The following is a 20,830-nucleotide window of genomic DNA, read 5'->3' on the forward strand; positions in this document are numbered from 1 at the left end:
TAGCTAATGTTTTAGTAATTTTGAAGGATGATAATTACCGAGGAAAAAGTTTTAGCGGCACTTAGCCATGTGGAGGACCCAGACTTGAAAAAAGATCTGGTGACCTTAAAGATGATCAAGGATGTTAAAATCGATGATAAAAAAGTTGCTTTCACTCTTGAGCTAACCACTCCAGCTTGCCCGTTGAAAGACATGCTGAAGAATGCCTGTATTAATGCCATTAAGCATTTTGTAGCTGCGGAGGCAGAAATCGACATCAACATTACTTCGAGGGTAACCAAGCCAGTAGACACCAGTCAGCTGAAAGCGATTAAAAACATCGTGCTAATTTCATCAGGGAAAGGAGGTGTTGGTAAATCTACGGTATCCAGCAACTTGGCCGTTACCTTGGCTGCCGATGGCGCAAAGGTAGGCTTGATCGATGCAGATATTTATGGCCCTTCGGTACCTATCATGTTTGATTTAGTAGGTGCTAAACCTAGTGCCAAAGAAACAGCCGATGGCAAAACTTTAATTCTTCCCATTGAGAAATATGGCATCAAATTGCTCTCGTTAGGCTTCTTTTCTGATCCAGATCAACCAGTGCCATGGCGTGGCCCAATGGCTTCTAATGCCATCAAGCAACTCTTTAACGATGCCGACTGGGGCGAATTAGATTATCTTTTGGTCGATCTACCTCCGGGCACGGGCGATATTCATATTACCATTAGCCAAAGCTTTCCAATTGCAGGGGCCGTTATTGTAACCACACCCCAACAAGTGGCACTTGCCGATACCAGAAAAGGCTTGGCCATGTTCGGAATGCCAGGCATTAACATTCCGGTATTGGGAGTAATTGAGAATATGGCTTATTTTACCCCAGAAGAACTACCTGAGAATAGATATTATATTTTTGGGAAAGATGGTGGTAAAGAACTAGCAAAACATTTTGACGTACCATTTTTAGGAGAGATCCCACTGGTGCAGGGCATTACCGAAGCAGGTGACAAAGGCAAGCCAATTGCTTTAGAAACCAATCATCCACAAGCCTTAGCCTTTAAAGAAATTGCAGGTAAAATTGCCCAGCAAATTTCTATCAACAATGTACAACAAGTGGCTAATTGCTAAATTTTTACTAATTTTATATTTTAAAAAATTAAAACATGGATTTAACAGCACGAGTAGAGCAAGCTTTGGAAACTATCAGACCTTATTTGATAGCTGATGGGGGAAATGTGGCTATTGAAGAAATTACTCCTGAAAACATCGTAAAAGTAAAATTATTGGGCAGTTGCGGTTCATGCAAAATGAGCTTCATGACCATGAAAGCAGGCATTGAGCAAGCCATTATGAAAGATGTCCCTGAAATTAAAGGTGTAGTAGCCGTTGATTTAGCAGAGCAAGCGTAACACTTTTAACACATTTTAACCAAATAGAAACCCTTTAGCGCCTACATTTGTATTATTATTGTATTACAGATGAGATTTAGTTTAACCATCATATTGTTGCTTTTTGCAAGCCTGGCTTTTGCTCAAGATAAAACCCAGATCAACAAACTTGTGCAGTTTTCTGGTATTGTAACCGATGCTGACAGCAATATGGTAGTGCCTTATGTTACCATTACCAACCTTAGCAACAAAGGCCAAAAATATGCAGCCAATTATCAGGGTTTCTTCTCTTTTGTGGTCAACCCTGGCGATACGGTAATGTTTTCAGCAGTAGGTTTCACCAGTAAAACTTTGGTGTTGCCGAGAAATATTATCGACAATAAGTATACGGCAATGGTTCAAATCAAATCAGAGATTGTGTACCTTAAAACCGTTAGGGTAAATCCTTGGGCTACGGTGGAAGAGTTCAACAAAGATTTTCTTTCGTTAAAAATAGCGGATGACGATATGGCTCTTGCCAAGAAAAACTTATCCCGTCAAAGCATTAACGGCCTAAAACTAACCTTACCTCGTGATGCTGGTGAGATTAGCAATGCCAACTATCGATATAATTTTGATAGGATGGTAAATGTGAACATGCGCCAAACCAATCCTTTACTGAACCCATTTGCTTGGGGCAGATTAGTGCAGGAAATCTTTAATGGCGATAAAGCTAGAAGCGCCGAACAATAGTAAAGTATATCATGCTTAAAACACTCTCACTCTACCTGTCTCTTTTTCTAATTATTACAACCATTTGCTCTTGCAAAAAAGAGGAGCAGCCTATCGAAAAGAAGTTAGAAGGAACTTGGGAGCTCAACAAGATAACTTTTGTAGATACAAATAAATCTTTTCCACTAGATTCGTTTAGAAATGTATTTAATGTAAATCTTACCTTAAATAGCGATTTTTCATTTAACGAAACAGAAACCATTGGTCATTTTATTAGTCCATTAGGAAGCGTACCAGTAGAAACTTATACGCCTAGAAATGCTAAGGCAAGATATTTATTTTATGCGTACACTCCGAAAACCTGGCCTACTTCTCGCAGCTTCTCAATCAAACAAGGCTCCTTCGTTTTTAACCTGAAAGCCCAGACTCAAAATTCAACCCAAGAAGAACAGTATATTCGAAAATTTACGCTTAAAAACAACCAAGAGCTTGAAATTGAACGTTTAGACCTAATCGTTTTTAACATCCAAAATAATTCGGCACTGTCCCATCCAGTAAGATTTTCTTACAAGAGAAAATAGTTTTCTCCACTAGCAAAAAATCTTTTTTCTTTATTTATCGTGCAACAAAATTTCTGGCTTTGTCGACTATCTTATAGTTACACAATAATAAAAAGTCAATATATCTAGCATGAAAAATCTATTTCTATTAGTTTCCTTATCTATACTAGGAAGCTATGTCTACGCCCAAAACACAGCAACAATGATAAGCAAACCGGGGCTCAATTTTAAAGATTTACAACACATCTTGTATTTCGAAGGAATTGATCTTCAAAAATTCAACATTAAGTCCCCTGAATTGAAAGGGAAAAACTTCCAAATCATCATCAAAGAATATCAGAAAGGTGCTTTAACAAAGACAGATACCGTATTTAATTCAAAAGAGGACGAGTATTTTAGAATTAAGACTGATAGCTTAAATTTTGCGGTGTTAACAAAGATGCATGACCGGAACTACTTCAAAATACAATTTCAATTTGATGGATTTTCTTCTGCAAGGAAATACAATGTTGCTCCCGAAACAATGGAAAAGTTCACTTTAAAAAGTTTTTTCGGGGCAAAGCCACAACTGCCTATTGTATTAAGCAAGCTAAACTATGTATTAGCCTATATGATGCCTTACGTTAGGGAGGATAAAAGCGAGGTATATTGCGAGGTTGCACAATCTGGGATAAATCCTGAAAAACTATATGAACAATATAAACTTCCCCACTATTTTTTAATAGGGATAAATGTGGAGTAAAACAAGAAAGTTTTTTTGAAAAAAAACCAAAACCTATGCAACAAAAAATAATTCTCTGCGACTATCATATATATAAAGAATAAAAGCATTATGAATTTAAAAACATTTAATTCATAAGGTTTTAAGAAATTAGTAGAAAATAAGTTAAAAACCTTGCATCTGAGCATTTCTATAAACGAACAAGAATTGGTAAAGCAATGTATGGCCGGCGAAGAAAAAGGCTATACCATGCTGTACAACAAATACGCAAAGCGCGTTTACCATACCGTTTATAGGGTAATGGGTAACAGTGCCGAAACAGAGGATATCGTCCAAGAAGCATTTTGCACCGCTTTTGAGCAAATTGGCAAACTGAAAAACCAAAACAATTTTGAAGGCTGGTTAAAAAGAATAGCCCTCAATCAGGCAATATCGACCTTGAGAAAGAAAAAAATGGTTTTTACTGAAGATGGCCAGTTAGAAACGGTAGCCGATGAGGAAGTTGATATGAATGAAGAGCTCTTGTTTCAGTGCAAGGTAGATGACGTAAAAGCAGCAATACAGCAGTTGCCCGACGGCTACCGCACCATTATGTCGCTGCATTTATTTGAAGATATGGGTCAGGAAGAAATTGGCAACATGCTGGGCATTAGCCACACCACGGTTCGGACGCAATACCACCGAGCCAAAAAGAAAGTTTATTTAGCATTAAAAGATAAGGCATATTATGGAACATGATTTTTTCAAGCGATACGTTCAAGAGCACAAGGATGCTTTTGAAGATGAAGCTTTGCCTCCAAACATGCTAGGCAATATTTTGGGGAATATGAGAGAGCGCCAATTATTACAGGAAAGGAAAAAACGTAAACTTACCTATACTTGGATGGCTATAGCAGCTTCTCTTGTAATGGTTGCAGGCACCTATTTGTTCCTTTCGCAAGAAAGCGTAGTAACTAAACCAGGAAATCAAATAGTGGCCAACACCGAAGATAATAGTGTTGAGGCACCTCCTACTTTACCTGTAAAAACAACTTCACCGAAAACACAAGTTACGGTTGAAAAACCAGTACGTTTAGTGGTACACCAAGCAAAAGTGGAACAACACAAGGAAATTTACACCGGCTTAGCAGATAGCTTATCCGTAGCTAGCAGATTAAATGCTGTACTTAAAGCAGGTTCATTAAACAAACTTGACCAGAAACTAAAAATATCATTATGCCAAGTCTTCAATGAGGATGAAAACGATAACGTACGCTTGGCTACCTTAGAAGTATTGTCCAAATTTTCGGCTGATAAATACGTACAACAACAATTAACCGCAGGACTAAGCAAACAAAAAGACCCTGTGATACAGCTTGAATTAATAAAAGTACTTGGGAATAGCAATAATCCTGAAACTACCGACAAACTGATTGCCATGGCCGACAACCCTTTAACCATGGATGTAGTTAAAGACCAAGTATATTATGCATTACTAACCAAACAACAATTTCAATAAGATACATAACAAACAAATGAAAAGAACAATAATCATAGCTTTAGTACTGCTTGTTGCAGCAGGACAAGCATTTGCCCAAAAAGAGTACAAACTTGCAAAAAGCAGTGGAAAATTAGTCATCAATAATATCTCTAACCTTAGCGTTGAAGGTTATGACGGTAAAGAAATCATCATCAGCTCAGCAGGCAAAAAAGAAGTCGTTGACCCGCGAGCCGAAGGATTAACTGTATTAGGCAATAGTGGCTTTGACAATACTGGCGTTGGATTAACCATTAGCCAAAAGGACCAAATAGCTGAACTTATTGCTGTAGACAGATCGAACTTTCTAAAAGTATCTATTAAATTACCTTATGGCGTTGATCTTTCTATTAAAACTTCAGGAATTACTGACAACAATGACCCAATTGTACTTAGTAATTTAAAAAGCGAAATAGATGCATCTACCCAATATGAAAACATTAAACTGTTGAACATAACCGGTCCCGTAAGTATAAAAACATTACACGGAAATATTGAGAGTACCTTAAGTCCATCTTTTAAAGGCCCTATCTCTTTGGTATCTGTTTATGGCTTTGTAGACGTAAAAGTTCCAGAAAATGCCAAGGCTGACATGAGTATCAGCACCGTTTTTGAAACGCTTTATGCGGCAAAAGACCTTAAGTTTGAAATTACCGAGACGACTCAAAATAAAGAAACTAGTGGTCCAAAAACGGTTGTTACTTACAATACAAAAGGTGATGGGCAAGATGTACAAGTATTTGCTTTAACAGGAAGTGCTCAAGCCCCAGCAGCTCCCAAGGCCAAACCAGCAACGACTACAGAACCATCTACTAATGTAAACGTAGCGGTAGGACAAGGTGTTACCACTAGCGACAGGGCAGAAGCAGGCAGAAAAAGAACCACCTCGTTAATTAACAGCGACTTTACTTACACCTACTCAGGCAACGCACTTTTTTCTGGGGGTTCAAGAGGTACTTCAATCACCGGCAAACTAAATGGTGGGGGTGAAAAAATTATCCTAAAATCTACTCACGGAAAAATCTATTTACGTAAATAAACCAAACAAATATATTCCGAGAAAAGCTAGTTCTTTATTGGACTAGCTTTTTTTTGATTTAAACAAATTACACAATGAACAAAAAAGGTCAACAGTAATTGTTGACCTTTTTGTTTATCTTTTCCTACTCTGCTTAGGGAATTTCATTTTATAATCCGCTCTAATTTCTCCTTTGGAAATTTTATCGAGCTTGCCTTTGATGAGTTGTTTACGTAACAGATTAATTTTTTCGGTAAAAAGCTTTCCTTCAATGTGATCATATTCATGTTGAATAACACGAGCGGCAAATCCCGAAACACTTTCTTCATGCTTTTCCCAGTTTTCATCATAATAACTGATTACAATATTAGGTTTACGGAAAACTTCCTCACGTATTTCGGGGATACTTAAACAGCCTTCGGTAAATCCCCAAGGCTCACCACTTTCTTCTAAAATTTGTGCATTAATGAAAACTTTTTTATATCGTGGTTCATCATCATTGTCGCCTGTATCTACCACAAATAAACGAATTGGCAAGCCAATTTGAGGTGCAGCCAAACCTACACCGCTAGCATTATACATGGTTTCCCACATATTTTCTATCAGCTCATTAAGGTTAGGATAATCTTTCTCTATTGGTTCGCATACCTTTTTTAAAACGGGGTCTCCGTAGGCAACAATTGATAATTTCATGGTGCAAAGTTAAGAAAAATAAGATAGAAGGTAAAAATGAAGGGTTTAAGCCATTGGATTCTTTAAAATCATTCCATTGGATTAAAAACAAGACTGCTCCAGTTGTTCTGGTCAAAAACCTCGTTTACAATTTCTCTCATCTCCACAGCAGTTACTTTGCTTATTTTCTGGAATACTGTTTCCAAGCTGTCGATGTGTTGATAATCCAATAAGCTTTTAGCCATGGCGATGATCAAACCAATCCTATTTTCTTCGCCAAGCGCTATTTGACCAATGAATTTACTTTGTGCTTTGTAAAGTTGTATTTCAGTTAAAGGTTTTTGTTTCAACTTATCCATTTCCTTACGGATAAGCTTCATCGCTTTTTCAGCCTTTTCTACATCCGTACCAAAATAAATGGCAAAAATACCCGTATCAGATAGCGGGCTGTAAGCTGATTCGATGGTATAAGCAATACCATATTTCTCTCTGAGCTGTAGGTTAAGGATAGAACTCATACCTGTGCCGCCAAATAAATTATTTAACAACAATAATCCTGTTTTATAAGGATGATGCAACGAATAGGTTTGTGTTCCCATCATGCAGTGGCTTTGTGCTATTTGCTTGTCCACCATTTGGTGCAAGGATGGATTACCTTTAGGGGCTATTCTTTGGTTCGAAGCAGTATTTTCCTGAACCTCTCCAAAGTATTTCTCCCCTATTTTAATCACCTTATTAAAGCTGTAATTACCTAAAATGGCCACTACAATTTGATCTGTTTTATAGTGGCGTTTAATAAATGCTTGGATATCTTTTTTAGATAATCTTGTAACTGTTTCTGGAGTACCTAAAATATTTTTACCAAGTTGATGACCTTTAAAAAGCAAATCTTCGAAGTCATCGTTGATGGCCTCTTCGGGCTGGTCTAAGTATGAAGCAATCTCATCTAAGATTACTCCTTTTTCCTTTTCCATTTCATCTTCTGGGAAGGTAGAATGAAAAACAATATCGTTGAAAAGCTCTAGTGTCCTATCTAAAAAAGGATGTAAAAAAGAAGCATGAATACAAGTGTACTCTTTGGTCGTATAAGCGTTCAAATCGGCACCAACGCTTTCCAATCTATTTAATATTTGAGTGGTATTGCGTTTTTCGGTACGCTTAAAAATCAAGTGTTCTATAAAATGGGCCAATCCCATTTGCTGCTCATCTTCATCGCGTGAACCTGCATTTACTAAAATACAAGCATGTGAAATAGCGGATGCGGCGGGAACATGCAATAAGCGGATGCCATTTTTAAGGGTATGAACGTTGTACTCCATTTGAAATGGCAAAGATACGTATTGTTTGTTGTTAAACCGTTGAAATATTGTAAGGTTACAAAAGCTCCTCATTTCGGGCTTGGCCGAGAAATCTTTAAAAAGGCATAACTAACTCTGTCATTTTGACCTAAATTTTATTTTGGAACAAGCCTTGATAAACAAGGGTATAAGCAAAAAATTATTTTAAGATATGACAACAGAAAAAGGAAGTATTTCCATACACACAGAAAACATTTTCCCAATCATCAAGAAATTCCTGTATTCGGACAATGAGATCTTTTTAAGGGAATTAGTTTCTAATGCGGTTGATGCAGTGCAAAAAATTAAACGCTTAGGTGCTCTTGGCCAGTTTACAGGCGAAGTTGGCGAACCTTTAGTAGAGGTGAAACTAGATGAAAAAGCGAAAACCATTACCATTAGTGATAATGGTTTGGGGATGACCGCTGAAGAAATCAAAAAATATATCAATCAGGTTGCGTTTTCAGGTGCTAGCGAATTTGTAGAGAAATTTAAAGATGCAAAAGATGCTAACGAAATCATTGGTAAGTTTGGTTTAGGATTTTACTCTGCGTTTATGGTCGCTGATTTGGTTGAAATCAACACCTTATCATACCAAGAGGGTGCTGAACCAGCAAAATGGACTTGCGATGGCAGCACGGAGTTTGAAATTTCGAAAGGTAGCAGAACTACTCGTGGTACTGATATTATTCTGCATATCAACGCTGAAAGTGAAGAGTTTTTAAGCGAATCTAAACTTCAAGAAATTCTAGATAAGTATGCCAAGTTTTTACCAGTGCCTATCAAATTTGGCACTAAAACAGATAGCGTAGAAGATGGTGTAGACGAAGAAGGCAAACCAAAATACACCTCAGTTGAGGTTGACAATATTGTAAATACCACCAACCCTATTTGGACCAAAGCGCCTGCAGATTTGTCAGATGCAGACTACCTGGATTTTTACAAGCAATTATATCCTTTTTCGGAGGAGCCTTTATTTTGGATCCACCTCAATGTAGATTATCCGTTTAACCTTACCGGCGTATTGTATTTCCCTAAGGTGAAAGAGGATTTTGATATGCAACGTAATAAAATCAAGCTTTTCAGCCGCCAGGTTTTCATTACCGATGAGGTAAAGGATATTGTACCTGAGTTTTTAATGCTTTTGCATGGAGTAATCGATAGTCCAGATATTCCTTTGAACGTTTCTAGAAGTTTCCTACAAGCTGATAGCAATGTTAAAAAAATCAACAATTACATTACCAAAAAAGTGGCCGATAAGCTAAGCGAACTGTTTAAAGCTGACCGCAAAGCTTATGAAGAAAAATGGAGTGATATTGGTCTGTTTGTAAAATATGGTATGATTAGCGAAGAGAAGTTTTATGACAAAGCCAAGGATTTTGCATTACTAACCAGCACCAACAAAACTCATTTCACTTTTGACGAGTATAAGGAAAAAGTAGGTGCCTTACAAACCGATAAAAATGGGAATGTAGTTTATTTATATACTACCGACCCTGATAAACAAGATGGATTTATCCAAGCGGCCAACAAAAAGGATTACGATGTTTTGTTGATGAACTCACCTATTGACAACCATTTCGTAAGTAGCTTGGAGCATAAGCTGGAGAAAACTTTGTTGAAGCGTGTCGACTCGTCCGTTACCAATCAGTTAATTGAGAAAGATGAGAAATTGGAATCGGTACTGAGCGAAGAGCAATCAAACACCGTAAAAAGTATTTTTGAAACCGCTATTAATAAGCCTGGTTATACCGTAGAAGTAGTTGGTCTAAATCCAGATGATGCTCCAGTAACCATCACCATGGATGAATTTATGCGCCGCATGAAAGACATGGCAAAAATGGGCGGCGGCATGAGCTTTTATGGAAATATGCCTGATAGCTACAAAGTAGCCATTAACGGCAACCACAAATTGGTGAGCAAAATTTTAAATGCTAGCGAAGAGGAGCAAGGTAAATTTGCAAAGCAAGCCATTGACCTAGCACTTTTATCGCAAGGTATGCTTACCGGTGCAGAACTAACTGCTTTTGTGAGTCGCAGTGTTGAGCTGATCTAAAACCCTTTAAAAAAGGATAAATAAATAAACCGCCATTACAAACTTAATAACGTAATGGCGGTTTTTAGTTTAATGATATGAGAAACCGTCCCTATATCCCGCTATTAATTTTTGCATTATTCTTTTTCCTTATCAATGGATATGCCTTTAGTGCATTGAGTTTAGTGCTTTCAACTGCCATTTTATCGTGGCTATGGATAATTCCCGCTACAATCTTTCTTGTATTTAGCTATAGCATGATCAGACTCAGCGTAAATGGCCCGACCAATCTTTTTAAGATAAGCGCCCATGCACTGCTCATCTATTTTGTTTCGGCATTGGTATTTGTACTCGCTATAATGTTAACTGATATTTACAGACTAGCTATTACCATAGTCAAATATTTTATTGATGGCAATTTTAGCTATCCAGCGCGACCAATAACAGGTGTTTATTTAGGGGCATTATTGAGCTTCCTTATTATCATTGCTTTCATTTATGGCATTTTTAGAGGTAAATACGCTTATCGTATCATTAAGCATACACTTTATTTTGACGATTTACCAGCAGCTTTTGACGGCTTCAAATTGGTGCAAATCTCCGATGTACATGCTGGCAGTTTAAAAAATCCTAAGGCGGTTCAAAAAGGCATAGATTTAATTAATGATCAACATGCAGATCTGTTTGTATTCACGGGCGACTTGGTAAACAACAAAGCGGAAGAAATAAAACCATATATCGAACATTTTTCAAAGATAAGAGCCCCTTTTGGTCAGTTTTCAGTTTTGGGGAATCATGATTACGGCGATTATATCAAGTGGGAAAGTGATTTAATCAAACGTCAAAATCTGCAGCATCTCAAAAATTATCATGCCGAAATTGGCTTTAGGCTTTTACTGGATGAACATGTAACCCTTGAAAAAAATGGACAAAAATTAGCATTGGTTGGCATAGAAAACTGGGGCTTAGGCTTTGGAGAAAGAGGCGACTTAAATAAAGCATTGCAAGGGACTACCACAGAAGAATTTAAAATTCTGCTATCGCACGACCCAAGCCACTGGGAGGCTCAGGTCAAAAGCCATCCTTCAAAAATACAGCTTACTTTGGCTGGCCATACCCATGGCATGCAATTTGGATTTGAAGCATTTGGTTTAAAATGGAGCCCCGTGCAATTCCGCTACAAACATTGGGCGGGCATAAAGGAAAAAAATCATCGAATATTAAATGTAAATAGAGGTTTTGGTTTTATAGGTTTCTCGGGACGAGTGGGCATATGGCCTGAGATTACGCTCATTGAACTGAGAAAAAGGTAATTTGTATCACTAAACAAAAAACTTTTCATAAAGTTGTAGCGTTTTTATAACAAGCTGCGTATGGAAGGTGTGAGTTAATGGCAATGTGCCGATTTGTTTAATATTTTTTATTTAATCATGAAATTTTCATTTACGTATAAAGCCATCGCTGCTGCGTTAGTGCTTTCCCTAGGCTTCCTATCTTGTTCTAAATTAGATAGAGATTATGAACCAATCCAAGTATCTGGGTTGAACGTTATCCATGCATCACCAACAATCGAACTACTGGATGTGTATGTTGATAACTCTAGGGCAACTGTTTCAGACTTTGAATATGGCAACAAAATTGGCTATTTGAGCGCCTACGCTGGTAATAGAGCCTTTAACGTTACTAAAAAAGGTAGCCCTACCTCTTTAAAAAGCCTAACATATAATATGAAACCTCAAGTTGGTTATTCGCTTTTTGTAGCCAATACTCTTGAGAATATTGAGCTTTTAATGCTGGAAGACGATTTGGCCCAACCGGCAGCTGGAAAAGCTAAAATTCGTTTCGTGAATTTAAGTCCTGATGGTGGTGCCTTAAGCTTAAATGTAGATGGTTCCGCAACAGACTTAGCTACCAACAAAGCCTATAAAGAGTTTAGTACTTTTGAAACAGTAAATGCCACTACAGGCACACAGACTGTGACTTTGAACATTAAAAATGCTACTGGTGGAGCTATTGAAGCTACCATTCCAGGTGTTAAGCTTGAAGAGGGTAAAATTTATACCGTGTATGCGAGAGGATTAAAAGCAAGTACGGGTATTATGGGGCTCTCTGCAAAAATATTTTTGCATAGCAACAACTAACATCTTCCGCAGATTTTAAATACTTCGTCGCCATTGCGATTTTTGGAGAAACTCGAAGCAATTGTCTAAGCAATAGGTTTCTTCTGATCGCAATGGCGATTTTTATTACAAAGCTTCCTATTTTACAAAAAGTAATGATTTGGTTTGAACCAAAAGAGTATCTTTAGGGTTGACTCAAACCGTACATGATTACCAAAACAATCCTCAGCCTATTTTTGACTTTTAGCTTTCTTACCTGTTTAGGTAATACCGACACGGTAAGCATCAAAAATCATCTAGAAAATATCACAAAAACTGCGACTTATCGCAACCACCAAAACATAACACAGTTAAATATCATTGCTGATTATATTAAAAATCACCTTTCAAAATATAGCGACAGCACTTCATTCCAGGGATATGAAATTGAAGGGAAGATATATAAAAACGTCATTTGCTCATTTGGTACCGAAAACAAATCACGCATTATTGTAGGCGCACATTACGACGTTTGCGGTGAACAGGAAGGCGCCGACGACAATGCCAGTGGCGTAGTGGCGTTGTTGGAGCTAGCAAAACAGTTTAAGGGGCAAAAGCTTAGTAAGAGGATTGATTTGGTGGCCTATACATTGGAAGAGCCTCCTTATTTTAGAACGGAATATATGGGCAGTTACATACATGCCAAATATCTCGCCGACCATCAAATTGAGGTGTTTGGGATGTTATCTGTAGAAATGATTGGTTTTTTTAGTAATGAGAAGAAAAGCCAAAATTACCCCTTGGGTATTTTATCATGGTTTTATGGCAATAAAGGAGATTATATTACCCTGGTAAACAAATTTGGGAAAGGGAAATTTGCCAGACAGTTCAGTAAGCGATTTAAGCAGGGCGAAACCATAAAAACCAAAAAATTTACGGCTCCAAAAGCCTTACCGGGAATAGATTTTTCTGACCATTTAAATTACTGGAATTTTGGTTACAGCGCAATGATGATTACCGATACTTCGTTCTATAGGAACAAAAACTACCACCGAAAAACAGATACAATAGAGACTTTAGACATTAATAGAATGGCAAAAGTAATTGACGGCATTTACTTAGCTTTGCTTAAATTAACCCAATAACAATGGACAAAAAGCGTTTAAAAAAATATATTTCCAATGGTATTTTCATTGCAATCCTAGCATTACTCCTTTTTGTACCATCGGCAAAAGCGCTTTTATTACAAGGCTTAATGCAAGTTGGGTTATTTAATCCTGATGTACCTTCAGAAAAGAATATTACACAGCCTTCACTTGATTTAAGATTTAAAGACCAAAATGGCAATATTGTTTCTTTGGATAATTTAAAGGGGAAGGTGGTTTTTCTAAATTTTTGGGCAACTTGGTGTCCTCCTTGTTTGGCAGAAATGCCTTCCATTAATAAGCTTTACGAACAACATAAAGCTAACAGGGATGTAATTTTTATCATGCTCGATGCGGACGGTAATTTTGAAAAGGCAAATGGCTATATGAAAAGAAAAAATTATCAGATGCCCGTTTATCAAATGGCGAGTAGTGTACCTGAGCAAATTTTTTCGGGTTCGTTACCAACTACTGTTGTGTTTGATAAGCAAGGCCGCCTATCTTTTCAGCATGTAGGCCCTGCAAATTATAACAGTCAGAAATTTACAGATTTTATTGAGAAGCTGAGAAAAAGCGATCAGTAGTCCAAGAAAATCATCTATTCCTTCTGCAGCAACTTCATGTAGTTATCCCTATCCATCATTTCCGCTCCCATACTTAACAGATGATCATTAGGCAGTTGACAATCTATCAGCTGAAATTCAAATTGCTTGCACAAGTAAATGAGTGCTACCTTAGAAGCATTACTAACTATGCTGAACATGCTCTCACCACAAAATACTTCTCCCATTCCAATGCCGTATAAGCCTCCAACCAAATGATTGTTTTGCCAGACTTCAATACTATGTGCCCAGCCTAATTGATGCAAACGAATATAAGCTTCTTTCATTTCGTTAGTAATCCAGGTTCCCGGCTGATCTTTACGAGGCGCTTTAGCGCAATTAGCTATTACGGATTCAAAAGCCTGATCAGCAGTCACTTTAAAAGTGTTACTTTTAAGAATCTGTCTCATGCTTTTACTTATTTTCACCTTATCAGGGTAAATTACACAACGTTGATGGGGCGAATACCAAAGAATGGGGTCTCCTTCACTAAACCAAGGGAAAATGCCGTGATGATAAGCCAAAATTAACCTTTCAGCACTTAAATCGCCTCCAACAGCCAACAATCCATCATCGTCGGCCAATTCGGGATTAGGAAAAACAACTTCATCAGGAGGCAAGCTAAAAACCATGCACAAAAATAAAGAATAGTCCTTGTCTTAAAAGACTATTCTTTAAGTTACGAAACGTGAAATATAGAAATACTACTGTATCGACCAGCTTATTCTACCTTAGAAAAAACGAGCAACAAAGTCTCATTTTGATATAAATATAATTTACCACTCGAAACTTTTCCAGCCGTAACTTTTTCCAAATCAGCATAGTACTTATTCTCTGCATCACCTACGGGCTCACAATACATTTTAGTGCCAAATATCTTACTGAATTGTATGGCATTACCGTTAATTACGGCACTTCCGCCATAGGTGTTACAAAATGACTTTCCTCCTATTTTATTTCCTCCAGTTATGTTTAAAGTGGCCTTGGCAGTAGTTGGCAGGGTTTTACCTGGCCATTCTGTTAGTTCCCATTTAGTATCTTTTTCTTTGATTAAACTGAGATCTTTAGTGCATGCCTGTAGTGCAAATACTACAAGAAACGCCATCATTAATTTTTTCATCATTACGTTTATTTAGTCAATTAAACCTATTTTTTTGGAATGTTCAATGGCTTCTTCACTGTGCTCAAAAATACAGGTACTAATATTATTTTCCTCTAATTTATTCAATATTTCTCTTGTTTGGAATAATTTAGATTTTCTCACATTTCTAATATAAACGGCAACTATATTTTTGCCATATTTTTCGGCAATTTTAGCATAAATTTCTGGATCTTTTTGCGAGTTATCACCCAAAAAAACAAACTTTTGCTTAGGAAAAGCATCTATGATACGCATAATTCGAAAGAGTTTACCTTCATGACCTGTCTTGCCCGTTTTTAGCAAATCTTTCCACCGCTTAAGTTGATTCAAAAGAAAAGTTCCTTCCGGGAAACCGTTAAAACGAAAAGTTTCGACCAAATAATCATATAAATTCCACTCACTGCTAGACACATAGAAAAATGGATTGGGTTGTTCCAGTTCAGTATGTGCCCTGGCTAATAGCTCATAGTGATATCTGGTGGATTGAAATGTTTTTCGGGTACGTGGGTTTCTTAAAAGCAACTCTCTCAATCGCTTGACAATAGTTTTAGAGTGCGACACCATCACAGTATCATCAATATCTGAAATAAAGGCATATTGTGTAATATGAGGTACATAAATAGAGCCAATTGAATGGGCTATTTCTTTGCGGTTATCATCATAAGCTACCACCTCGACGGTATGCCAGCCCGCTTCTACATTTTCCTGCGCCTCCCATTCTAATTTAAAGAAACCATCATAGGCTGTTTTTGTACTTATATTTTGCCCCCTAAAGGCAAGGTTCACCTCAACAAAAGGATAAGGTTTTAAAACAAACAGTTTAAATACATGCATTAAGTTAGCAAAAAAGCCAGTCTTAAATCGCTGTTCGGCTTTTGCCCTGAATTTAAAAACATGACCATAAACCACCAGATTATGAGCATGACCATAACCATGATATATTTTAACTTGAGCGGATTTTTTTGCCATATTATTTAAAACAGAGTACGTCTAATGTTGTTTTTATAACATTACTATTGAGATGACCTATAAAAACAAAAAACAACGATTACTCTTTGTGGTGAACCAAGGTTCTGGCAGCAGGGATGAAAGCCTTAGCGAAAAAATCATCAATCACTTCGCTAATACTGGAACAAGTATAGAAATATTTGAGCTGCCCCGCAACTGCGACATCGAACAAATTAAAAAAGCAATTGCAAAAGCAAATGCCGATAGGGTAATTGCCGTTGGAGGTGATGGGACTTTAAAATTAGTAGCAGAATGCCTATTGAATTCCAAAACTCCAATCGGTATTATTCCAGCAGGTTCTGCCAACGGCATGGCAAAAGAATTGGCAATTCCGATGGATATTGAAGAAGCCCTAGAAGTTGCAAGCAATGGAACTCCCCAAAAGATACATGCAACTCTCGTAAATGATGAACTGTGTATCCATCTATCGGACATTGGTTTTAATGCTTATTTGGTGAAAAAATTTGATGAGCTACCTACCAGAGGGATGTTGACCTATGCCAAATCTGCTTGGCATGCTTTCTGGAATCACAAAAAAATGCAGGTGCAATTTAAGGTCGGAGAGCGTAATATTAAAACCAACGCCGCGATGGTAGTGATTGCAAACGCCACTAAATATGGTACAGGTTTCCAAATCAATCCAGATGGTAAATTAGACGACGATGTTTTTGAAGTCATCCTTATTAAAGAGTATGCGGTAATGGAAATTTTGAAAATCTGGATCAGCAAACTACCTTGGAATCCAAAAAAAATTGAGAGTTTTCAGGCTTCAGAAGTAAAAATCAGCGCTAAATACAAAGCTCATTTTCAGGTTGACGGCGAATATATGGGCAAAACCAACAAAATCGAAGCCAAACTAATTCCTAATGCCATCAATATCATTATGCCCTAACTGCATCATAATGTGTCTTAATGGTGAGGTATAACCTGATGAACTCTCCCACATAACAAACCTTCAATAAAATAGGAAACCATTTTTCATCGTAATTACCAAAGGCTTCTGGCAGGAGTGTTATAAACCCAAGGCTTAATACCCAAAGATAAAGTCTAAAAGGAAACTGAATATAATAGCTAATGAAACCAATCTTTTTTTGGAAAAATAAACCGTAAACTCCTACAGCAACCAACATATACATGGGAAACATTAAAAAGCTTTGTACCTTGTCTGAAAGCAATGCTATTTTATCAAAATTACGGATGATAGTGACCAACTGCATGGTCATGAATAGCAACGAAAATAGGTCTAGCAAAGCAAAAGCACGAAGAAGTATACGCATGTTTATTTACAATATTTGGCAAGCAATTTATCTGCTTTTTTTGAGCCCATATATTTTACAAACTTAAAATCTTCACAGGCGCTTTGCAAGTCACCTTGATTTATTTTTTTTTCAGCAATGGCTATTTTTCTATTGAAGAAATGATCATCTACTCCTAGTTCATCTTTTAATGCGATGATTTTTTCTTCTTCAATAAAATTTTCGATGCCCTGTTCTATATTACGATAAAAGTTAGCAATCTTATTTAAAGATTGTACTTCATCTTTGTAACGGTTGATTGCTAATCCAACGCTTCCAAGGTTTATATTTTCACAGCCATAATCCTGCAAAGAAAATTTCATGGGAGAACGAATTAAAAAAGTAGTGTCATATCCAACAGGTACTTGCCATTTACCACTACTGAGTTTAATCAAGCGCAATGCTTCGTTATCCAAATCTGCACCAATTCCTTTAGTGACGGTAGCATAAGTAACCTTACCTTCTTTGTTGAGCTTAAAGCCAACTTCTATAGTCCCTTGGATACAATTATCAAGCGCAAACATGGGATAAATGGTATTGGCCTTCACAAAGGATTCCAAGCCATTTTTGATGGTAGGTTGTTGGGCACCTGCGCTAAGCACGGCGCTTAATATAAAAATGAAAATCAGTCGGCGCATTCCTAAATTTACGAAATTAAAATCTCAAAACAGCGCGATAACGTGATGTTACTTCGCATTATGCTTTAAAAACGTAAGCGTAATTATAGAAATAATGTGATAACGCTCCAAAATTTACAAATAAGTGCCAAAGTTCATGGCTATGTAAATATTTATATAACGGCTTATCTTTCGTATAATAATAAGTTCCACCAATATAGAAAACACCACCCAAGAAAAGCCAAAAAAGTCCCATGACAGGTACATTCTCTATCATTTTCGTGATAAAAGGAATAATCAAACAGCCCATGGTAATGTACAAACCTGTGGAGATTGCTTTGTTTTTCAATCGATTGAAAATCTTAAGCAAACAACCCAGTATGGCAATCAACCACACCAACCCAAAGAGCAGCCATCTTAACCAACCGTCAAAAATAATTAGAGCTGTAGGTGTAAATGACCCTGCAATCATCAAGTAGATACAACAATGATCAAACTTCTGCCAAAACCGAATACCATAAGGTGTTTTAGGTACACTGTGATAGATAGCGCTTACACTGAACAACAAAAATATACCACCACCATATACCAATGCTGCAATGGTTTCGTAGGCATTTGAAGAATTCTCCAGCAACAAATACATCCCTGGCAAAGCCAGTACGGCTGGTAAAAAATGAGTAATGAAATTTCCTGGTTCGCGGATATATTTATTCATTTTCAATGAATCATTGAAATTAATCTTCCCCCTCTTGGCCTTCGCTCTCTTTACGTTCCTTCGCAATTTTATCGAAAATCTGATCCATTCTTTCTACGTATTCGTTGGTATCATCAACAAAGAAAGACAAGGTAGGAATTACCCTAGCTTGGTGACGGATACGAGAACCCAATTTATATCTGATTTCGCCAGCGTGTGAATTTACCGTGGCCACTGATAGGCTAGTATTATTTGTATTAAAAAAACTAAGATAAACCTTAGCTACCGCCAAATCAGGCGATACACGCACCTTAGTGATAGTTACCAATGTATTGGGCAAATAAGCAGCGCCTTCTCGTTGAAAAATTGATGCCAATTCTTCTTGTAATAATCCTGCAAACTTCTTTTGTCTGTTACTTTCCATAATTTTTAAAAATTACCAATTCTCAATATTCAATGTTCAAACACTATAAAAATCCTCTTTGGGAATTTTGATTATTAAACATTTAATATAACAACTTATCGTAAGGATAACGCGTGGTGTGAATATCTTTTACTTTTTCATATAGCAAGGCTTTCAATTCCTCTACATTCTCTTTTTGTGTAGCAGAAATAAAAATTGCTGGGGCATTATGATGAGCCATCCATGTGTTTTTAAAATCGGCAAGCGTTAACGGCTCTCGCTGTTCGTCAACATCTACCAATTGATCTTGTTCTGGAGCAACGTAAGCATCAATTTTATTGAAAACCATGATGGTATCCTTATCTCTAGCTCCAAGGTCTTTTAATGTCTCGTTTACCGTATCAATTTGGTCTTCAAAATTTGGATGCGATATATCTACCACATGTACCAAAATATCCGCTTCACGTACTTCATCCAAAGTAGATTTAAAACATTCTACCAAATGGTGAGGAAGTTTCCTGATAAACCCTACCGTATCTGATAGTAAGAAAGGCAGGTTGTCAATCACTACTTTTCTCACCGTAGTGTCTAGGGTAGCAAATAGTTTATTCTCTGCAAACACTTCCGACTTAGAAAGCATGTTCATGATGGTTGACTTACCTACGTTGGTATAGCCTACCAAAGCTACACGAATCAGTTGCCCACGATTTTTACGTTGCGTTTCATTTTGTCTATCGATCAATTTCAAACGTTCCTTCAACAAGGTGATTTTCTCCAAGATCATCCTTCTATCACTCTCGATTTGGCTTTCCCCTGGGCCACGCATCCCAATACCACCTTTTTGGCGCTCCAAGTGGGTCCACATGCGTGTTAAGCGAGGTAATAAGTATTGTAATTGTGCCAGCTCCACTTGGGTTTTAGCTTGGGCAGTCTGCGCTCTTCCTGCAAAAATATCTAGAATCAGATTACTTCTGTCCAATATCTTCACCTTCAATTCACGCTCAATATTACGCAACTGCGACGGTGAAAGCTCATCATCAAATACAACTAGGTCTATTTCTTCAGCCTTTACGTAGGCTTGTATTTCTTCTAGCTTTCCCGTACCTACAAAAGTTGCCCTATCAGGCTTTTGCATGCGCTGTGTAAATACATTTTCTACCACTCCACCTGCAGTATTTACCAAAAAAGCCAATTCATCTAAATACTCCTTGGTTTGTTCTGCTTTTTCTCCTGGCAAGGCTACCCCCACCAAAACCGCCCGTTCTTGTTTGGGCGCTGTGTCATAAAATTTCTGTTTTCCCATTGAATAATTACAAAGATACGAAATCTATTCCCGTTTAATTTAAGATAACAACGTGTAAGCGATAGTGTTTAAACAAGAAGCGCCACCCAAAATGGGCAGCGCTTCTTGTTATTCTTTTAATTGTTGGGCTACTTACTAACCGTATATACAGTTGTAGCACTTAAATATTGCCCAGAAGACGTATTTTCTTTTACCACTACACCATCAATTAAAATCTGTACTTTTAAAGTTCCAGTCGCATCTGTGGCGGTAGCATTAGCACCTAAAGATATTGTTTGTACATCTGCATTAACCGTCAGTTTAGTGCTCCAATTATTACCACTCAAACTGGTCAATGTAGTTGCTTCACCTTGTACATTTGAATGTACAACCGAACTTATACTTGCGTTTGAAGAAGCTGTAACTTTAAATTCTACATTACGTGGACCTTTGTTATCATCATCTTTTGAGCAAGAGAAAACTGCGGTTAAAACAACTAGGCAAAAAGAGAGCATCAATAACTTTTTAAACTTTTCCATGATTAAAATTTAGGTTAAACATATCAGACCAAAATCAATTTTTATGCCATTTCTATGACATTGCCATT

25 protein-coding genes are annotated in these 20,830 nt (G+C 37.2%); 14 read left to right on the forward strand and 11 right to left on the reverse strand.

Annotated elements, in window-relative coordinates:
* The first annotated feature begins 27 nt into the window (after positions 1 to 27).
* From ABDV71_RS00475 to ABDV71_RS00510, 8 genes are all read left to right on the forward strand, one after another.
* Positions 28 to 1,107: an Mrp/NBP35 family ATP-binding protein gene (locus ABDV71_RS00475; protein WP_343530425.1), complete on the forward strand. Its 1,080-nt coding sequence runs from the start codon at positions 28 to 30 to the stop codon at positions 1,105 to 1,107.
* A 35-nt stretch (positions 1,108 to 1,142) separates the two neighbouring features.
* Complete coding sequence (locus ABDV71_RS00480; RefSeq protein WP_113648204.1) at positions 1,143 to 1,388, forward strand: NifU family protein; 246 nt, start codon at positions 1,143 to 1,145, stop codon at positions 1,386 to 1,388.
* 69 nt (positions 1,389 to 1,457) lie between these two features.
* Positions 1,458 to 2,099 (forward strand): hypothetical protein, encoded by a 642-nt coding sequence (locus tag ABDV71_RS00485; protein ID WP_343530426.1) that lies wholly within the window; start codon positions 1,458 to 1,460, stop codon positions 2,097 to 2,099.
* A gap of 11 nt (positions 2,100 to 2,110) precedes the next feature.
* A complete protein-coding gene (locus ABDV71_RS00490) occupies positions 2,111 to 2,659 on the forward strand; it encodes a hypothetical protein (protein ID WP_343530427.1) in 549 nt (182 codons plus the stop codon).
* Between the two features lie 181 nt (positions 2,660 to 2,840).
* The gene (locus ABDV71_RS00495) at positions 2,841 to 3,380 is read left to right on the forward strand and encodes a hypothetical protein (protein WP_343530428.1); all 540 of its coding nucleotides are present in this window, start codon (positions 2,841 to 2,843) and stop codon (positions 3,378 to 3,380) included.
* Positions 3,381 to 3,581: 201 nt separating this feature from the next.
* Entirely contained in the window at positions 3,582 to 4,097 is a 516-nt protein-coding gene (locus ABDV71_RS00500) for a sigma-70 family RNA polymerase sigma factor (RefSeq protein WP_343530429.1), read from the forward strand.
* Positions 4,087 to 4,857 (forward strand): HEAT repeat domain-containing protein, encoded by a 771-nt coding sequence (locus ABDV71_RS00505; RefSeq protein WP_343530430.1) that lies wholly within the window; start codon positions 4,087 to 4,089, stop codon positions 4,855 to 4,857. Before ABDV71_RS00500 ends, ABDV71_RS00505 begins: the two co-directional genes overlap by 11 nt.
* Positions 4,858 to 4,873: 16 nt before the next feature.
* Positions 4,874 to 5,914, forward strand: coding sequence for a hypothetical protein (locus ABDV71_RS00510; RefSeq protein ID WP_343530431.1), 1,041 nt, complete (start codon positions 4,874 to 4,876; stop codon positions 5,912 to 5,914).
* A gap of 114 nt (positions 5,915 to 6,028) precedes the next feature.
* Here ABDV71_RS00510 and def read toward each other — a convergent pair whose 3' ends face one another.
* Together def and ABDV71_RS00520 are read right to left on the reverse strand one after the other, a co-directional pair.
* The gene (gene def, locus ABDV71_RS00515) at positions 6,029 to 6,586 is read right to left on the reverse strand and encodes a peptide deformylase (protein WP_343530432.1); all 558 of its coding nucleotides are present in this window, start codon (positions 6,584 to 6,586) and stop codon (positions 6,029 to 6,031) included.
* A 68-nt stretch (positions 6,587 to 6,654) separates the two neighbouring features.
* Positions 6,655 to 7,884, reverse strand: coding sequence for a pitrilysin family protein (locus ABDV71_RS00520; protein WP_343530433.1), 1,230 nt, complete (start codon positions 7,882 to 7,884; stop codon positions 6,655 to 6,657).
* A 190-nt stretch (positions 7,885 to 8,074) separates the two neighbouring features.
* Between ABDV71_RS00520 and htpG the strand changes: the two genes are divergently transcribed.
* The 5 genes from htpG (at position 8,075) to ABDV71_RS00545 (ending at position 13,765) form a co-directional block, all read left to right on the forward strand.
* The gene (gene htpG / locus ABDV71_RS00525) at positions 8,075 to 9,958 is read left to right on the forward strand and encodes a molecular chaperone HtpG (protein WP_343530435.1); all 1,884 of its coding nucleotides are present in this window, start codon (positions 8,075 to 8,077) and stop codon (positions 9,956 to 9,958) included.
* 77 nt (positions 9,959 to 10,035) lie between these two features.
* Positions 10,036 to 11,250: a metallophosphoesterase gene (locus ABDV71_RS00530; RefSeq protein WP_343530437.1), complete on the forward strand. Its 1,215-nt coding sequence runs from the start codon at positions 10,036 to 10,038 to the stop codon at positions 11,248 to 11,250.
* A gap of 117 nt (positions 11,251 to 11,367) precedes the next feature.
* Positions 11,368 to 12,078: a DUF4397 domain-containing protein gene (locus ABDV71_RS00535; RefSeq protein ID WP_343530438.1), complete on the forward strand. Its 711-nt coding sequence runs from the start codon at positions 11,368 to 11,370 to the stop codon at positions 12,076 to 12,078.
* Positions 12,079 to 12,263: 185 nt separating this feature from the next.
* Positions 12,264 to 13,181, forward strand: coding sequence for a M28 family peptidase (locus ABDV71_RS00540; protein ID WP_343530439.1), 918 nt, complete (start codon positions 12,264 to 12,266; stop codon positions 13,179 to 13,181).
* Positions 13,182 to 13,183: 2 nt separating this feature from the next.
* Positions 13,184 to 13,765, forward strand: coding sequence for a TlpA disulfide reductase family protein (locus ABDV71_RS00545; protein WP_343530440.1), 582 nt, complete (start codon positions 13,184 to 13,186; stop codon positions 13,763 to 13,765).
* Positions 13,766 to 13,779: 14 nt separating this feature from the next.
* On the opposite strand, the gene aat is transcribed toward ABDV71_RS00545, so the two are convergent.
* The 3 genes from aat to ABDV71_RS00560 form a co-directional block, all read right to left on the reverse strand.
* The gene (gene aat / locus ABDV71_RS00550; protein ID WP_343530441.1) at positions 13,780 to 14,415 is read right to left on the reverse strand and encodes a leucyl/phenylalanyl-tRNA--protein transferase; all 636 of its coding nucleotides are present in this window, start codon (positions 14,413 to 14,415) and stop codon (positions 13,780 to 13,782) included.
* 89 nt (positions 14,416 to 14,504) lie between these two features.
* Positions 14,505 to 14,906 carry an META domain-containing protein gene (locus tag ABDV71_RS00555; protein WP_343530442.1) on the reverse strand — a complete coding sequence of 134 codons (402 nt, stop codon included), beginning with the start codon at positions 14,904 to 14,906 and terminating at the stop codon, positions 14,505 to 14,507.
* Between the two features lie 9 nt (positions 14,907 to 14,915).
* Positions 14,916 to 15,893: an App1 family protein gene (locus tag ABDV71_RS00560; protein WP_343530443.1), complete on the reverse strand. Its 978-nt coding sequence runs from the start codon at positions 15,891 to 15,893 to the stop codon at positions 14,916 to 14,918.
* 52 nt (positions 15,894 to 15,945) lie between these two features.
* On the opposite strand from ABDV71_RS00560, the gene ABDV71_RS00565 reads away from it, so the two are divergent.
* Positions 15,946 to 16,824: a YegS/Rv2252/BmrU family lipid kinase gene (locus tag ABDV71_RS00565; RefSeq protein ID WP_343530444.1), complete on the forward strand. Its 879-nt coding sequence runs from the start codon at positions 15,946 to 15,948 to the stop codon at positions 16,822 to 16,824.
* On the opposite strand, the gene ABDV71_RS00570 is transcribed toward ABDV71_RS00565, so the two are convergent.
* The 6 genes from ABDV71_RS00570 to ABDV71_RS00595 all read right to left on the reverse strand — a co-directional run bounded on the left by ABDV71_RS00570 (position 16,814) and on the right by ABDV71_RS00595 (position 20,762).
* On the reverse strand, positions 16,814 to 17,209 hold the full coding sequence (locus ABDV71_RS00570; protein ID WP_343530445.1) for a hypothetical protein: 396 nt from the start codon (positions 17,207 to 17,209) through the stop codon (positions 16,814 to 16,816). The two genes, ABDV71_RS00565 and ABDV71_RS00570, sit on opposite strands and share 11 nt — an antisense overlap.
* Before the next feature lie 2 nt (positions 17,210 to 17,211).
* Positions 17,212 to 17,751, reverse strand: a complete 540-nt coding sequence (locus ABDV71_RS00575) for an energy transducer TonB (RefSeq protein ID WP_343530446.1) — start codon at positions 17,749 to 17,751, stop codon at positions 17,212 to 17,214.
* 172 nt (positions 17,752 to 17,923) lie between these two features.
* Positions 17,924 to 18,559: a hemolysin III family protein gene (locus ABDV71_RS00580; protein WP_343530447.1), complete on the reverse strand. Its 636-nt coding sequence runs from the start codon at positions 18,557 to 18,559 to the stop codon at positions 17,924 to 17,926.
* A 19-nt stretch (positions 18,560 to 18,578) separates the two neighbouring features.
* Positions 18,579 to 18,962, reverse strand: a complete 384-nt coding sequence (gene rbfA, locus ABDV71_RS00585) for a 30S ribosome-binding factor RbfA (RefSeq protein ID WP_343530448.1) — start codon at positions 18,960 to 18,962, stop codon at positions 18,579 to 18,581.
* Between the two features lie 82 nt (positions 18,963 to 19,044).
* On the reverse strand, positions 19,045 to 20,244 hold the full coding sequence (gene hflX / locus ABDV71_RS00590) for a GTPase HflX (protein ID WP_343530449.1): 1,200 nt from the start codon (positions 20,242 to 20,244) through the stop codon (positions 19,045 to 19,047).
* A 128-nt stretch (positions 20,245 to 20,372) separates the two neighbouring features.
* Entirely contained in the window at positions 20,373 to 20,762 is a 390-nt protein-coding gene (locus ABDV71_RS00595) for a hypothetical protein (protein WP_343530450.1), read from the reverse strand.
* Positions 20,763 to 20,830 lie beyond the last annotated feature (68 nt).

The sequence above is a fragment of the Pedobacter sp. genome, from assembly GCF_039594775.1.
Taxonomy (GTDB): Bacteria; Bacteroidota; Bacteroidia; order Sphingobacteriales; family Sphingobacteriaceae; genus Pedobacter.

Bases quoted from the DNA above. Each gene is read 5' to 3' on its own strand.
- ABDV71_RS00475 (WP_343530425.1), top strand. From the start codon at position 28: ATGATAATTACCGAGGAAAAAGTTTTAGCGGCACTTAGCCATGTGGAG.
- ABDV71_RS00480 (WP_113648204.1), top strand. From the start codon at position 1,143: ATGGATTTAACAGCACGAGTAGAGCAAGCTTTGGAAACTATCAGACCT.
- ABDV71_RS00485 (WP_343530426.1), top strand. From the start codon at position 1,458: ATGAGATTTAGTTTAACCATCATATTGTTGCTTTTTGCAAGCCTGGCT.
- ABDV71_RS00490 (WP_343530427.1), top strand. From the start codon at position 2,111: ATGCTTAAAACACTCTCACTCTACCTGTCTCTTTTTCTAATTATTACA.
- ABDV71_RS00495 (WP_343530428.1), top strand. From the start codon at position 2,841: ATGATAAGCAAACCGGGGCTCAATTTTAAAGATTTACAACACATCTTG.
- ABDV71_RS00500 (WP_343530429.1), top strand. From the start codon at position 3,582: ATGGCCGGCGAAGAAAAAGGCTATACCATGCTGTACAACAAATACGCA.
- ABDV71_RS00505 (WP_343530430.1), top strand. From the start codon at position 4,087: ATGGAACATGATTTTTTCAAGCGATACGTTCAAGAGCACAAGGATGCT.
- ABDV71_RS00510 (WP_343530431.1), top strand. From the start codon at position 4,874: ATGAAAAGAACAATAATCATAGCTTTAGTACTGCTTGTTGCAGCAGGA.
- def (WP_343530432.1), bottom strand. From the start codon at position 6,586: ATGAAATTATCAATTGTTGCCTACGGAGACCCCGTTTTAAAAAAGGTA.
- ABDV71_RS00520 (WP_343530433.1), bottom strand. From the start codon at position 7,884: ATGGAGTACAACGTTCATACCCTTAAAAATGGCATCCGCTTATTGCAT.
- htpG (WP_343530435.1), top strand. From the start codon at position 8,075: ATGACAACAGAAAAAGGAAGTATTTCCATACACACAGAAAACATTTTC.
- ABDV71_RS00530 (WP_343530437.1), top strand. From the start codon at position 10,036: ATGAGAAACCGTCCCTATATCCCGCTATTAATTTTTGCATTATTCTTT.
- ABDV71_RS00535 (WP_343530438.1), top strand. From the start codon at position 11,368: ATGAAATTTTCATTTACGTATAAAGCCATCGCTGCTGCGTTAGTGCTT.
- ABDV71_RS00540 (WP_343530439.1), top strand. From the start codon at position 12,264: ATGATTACCAAAACAATCCTCAGCCTATTTTTGACTTTTAGCTTTCTT.
- ABDV71_RS00545 (WP_343530440.1), top strand. From the start codon at position 13,184: ATGGACAAAAAGCGTTTAAAAAAATATATTTCCAATGGTATTTTCATT.
- aat (WP_343530441.1), bottom strand. From the start codon at position 14,415: ATGGTTTTTAGCTTGCCTCCTGATGAAGTTGTTTTTCCTAATCCCGAA.
- ABDV71_RS00555 (WP_343530442.1), bottom strand. From the start codon at position 14,906: ATGATGAAAAAATTAATGATGGCGTTTCTTGTAGTATTTGCACTACAG.
- ABDV71_RS00560 (WP_343530443.1), bottom strand. From the start codon at position 15,893: ATGGCAAAAAAATCCGCTCAAGTTAAAATATATCATGGTTATGGTCAT.
- ABDV71_RS00565 (WP_343530444.1), top strand. From the start codon at position 15,946: ATGACCTATAAAAACAAAAAACAACGATTACTCTTTGTGGTGAACCAA.
- ABDV71_RS00570 (WP_343530445.1), bottom strand. From the start codon at position 17,209: ATGCGTATACTTCTTCGTGCTTTTGCTTTGCTAGACCTATTTTCGTTG.
- ABDV71_RS00575 (WP_343530446.1), bottom strand. From the start codon at position 17,751: ATGTTTGCGCTTGATAATTGTATCCAAGGGACTATAGAAGTTGGCTTT.
- ABDV71_RS00580 (WP_343530447.1), bottom strand. From the start codon at position 18,559: ATGAATAAATATATCCGCGAACCAGGAAATTTCATTACTCATTTTTTA.
- rbfA (WP_343530448.1), bottom strand. From the start codon at position 18,962: ATGGAAAGTAACAGACAAAAGAAGTTTGCAGGATTATTACAAGAAGAA.
- hflX (WP_343530449.1), bottom strand. From the start codon at position 20,244: ATGGGAAAACAGAAATTTTATGACACAGCGCCCAAACAAGAACGGGCG.
- ABDV71_RS00595 (WP_343530450.1), bottom strand. From the start codon at position 20,762: ATGGAAAAGTTTAAAAAGTTATTGATGCTCTCTTTTTGCCTAGTTGTT.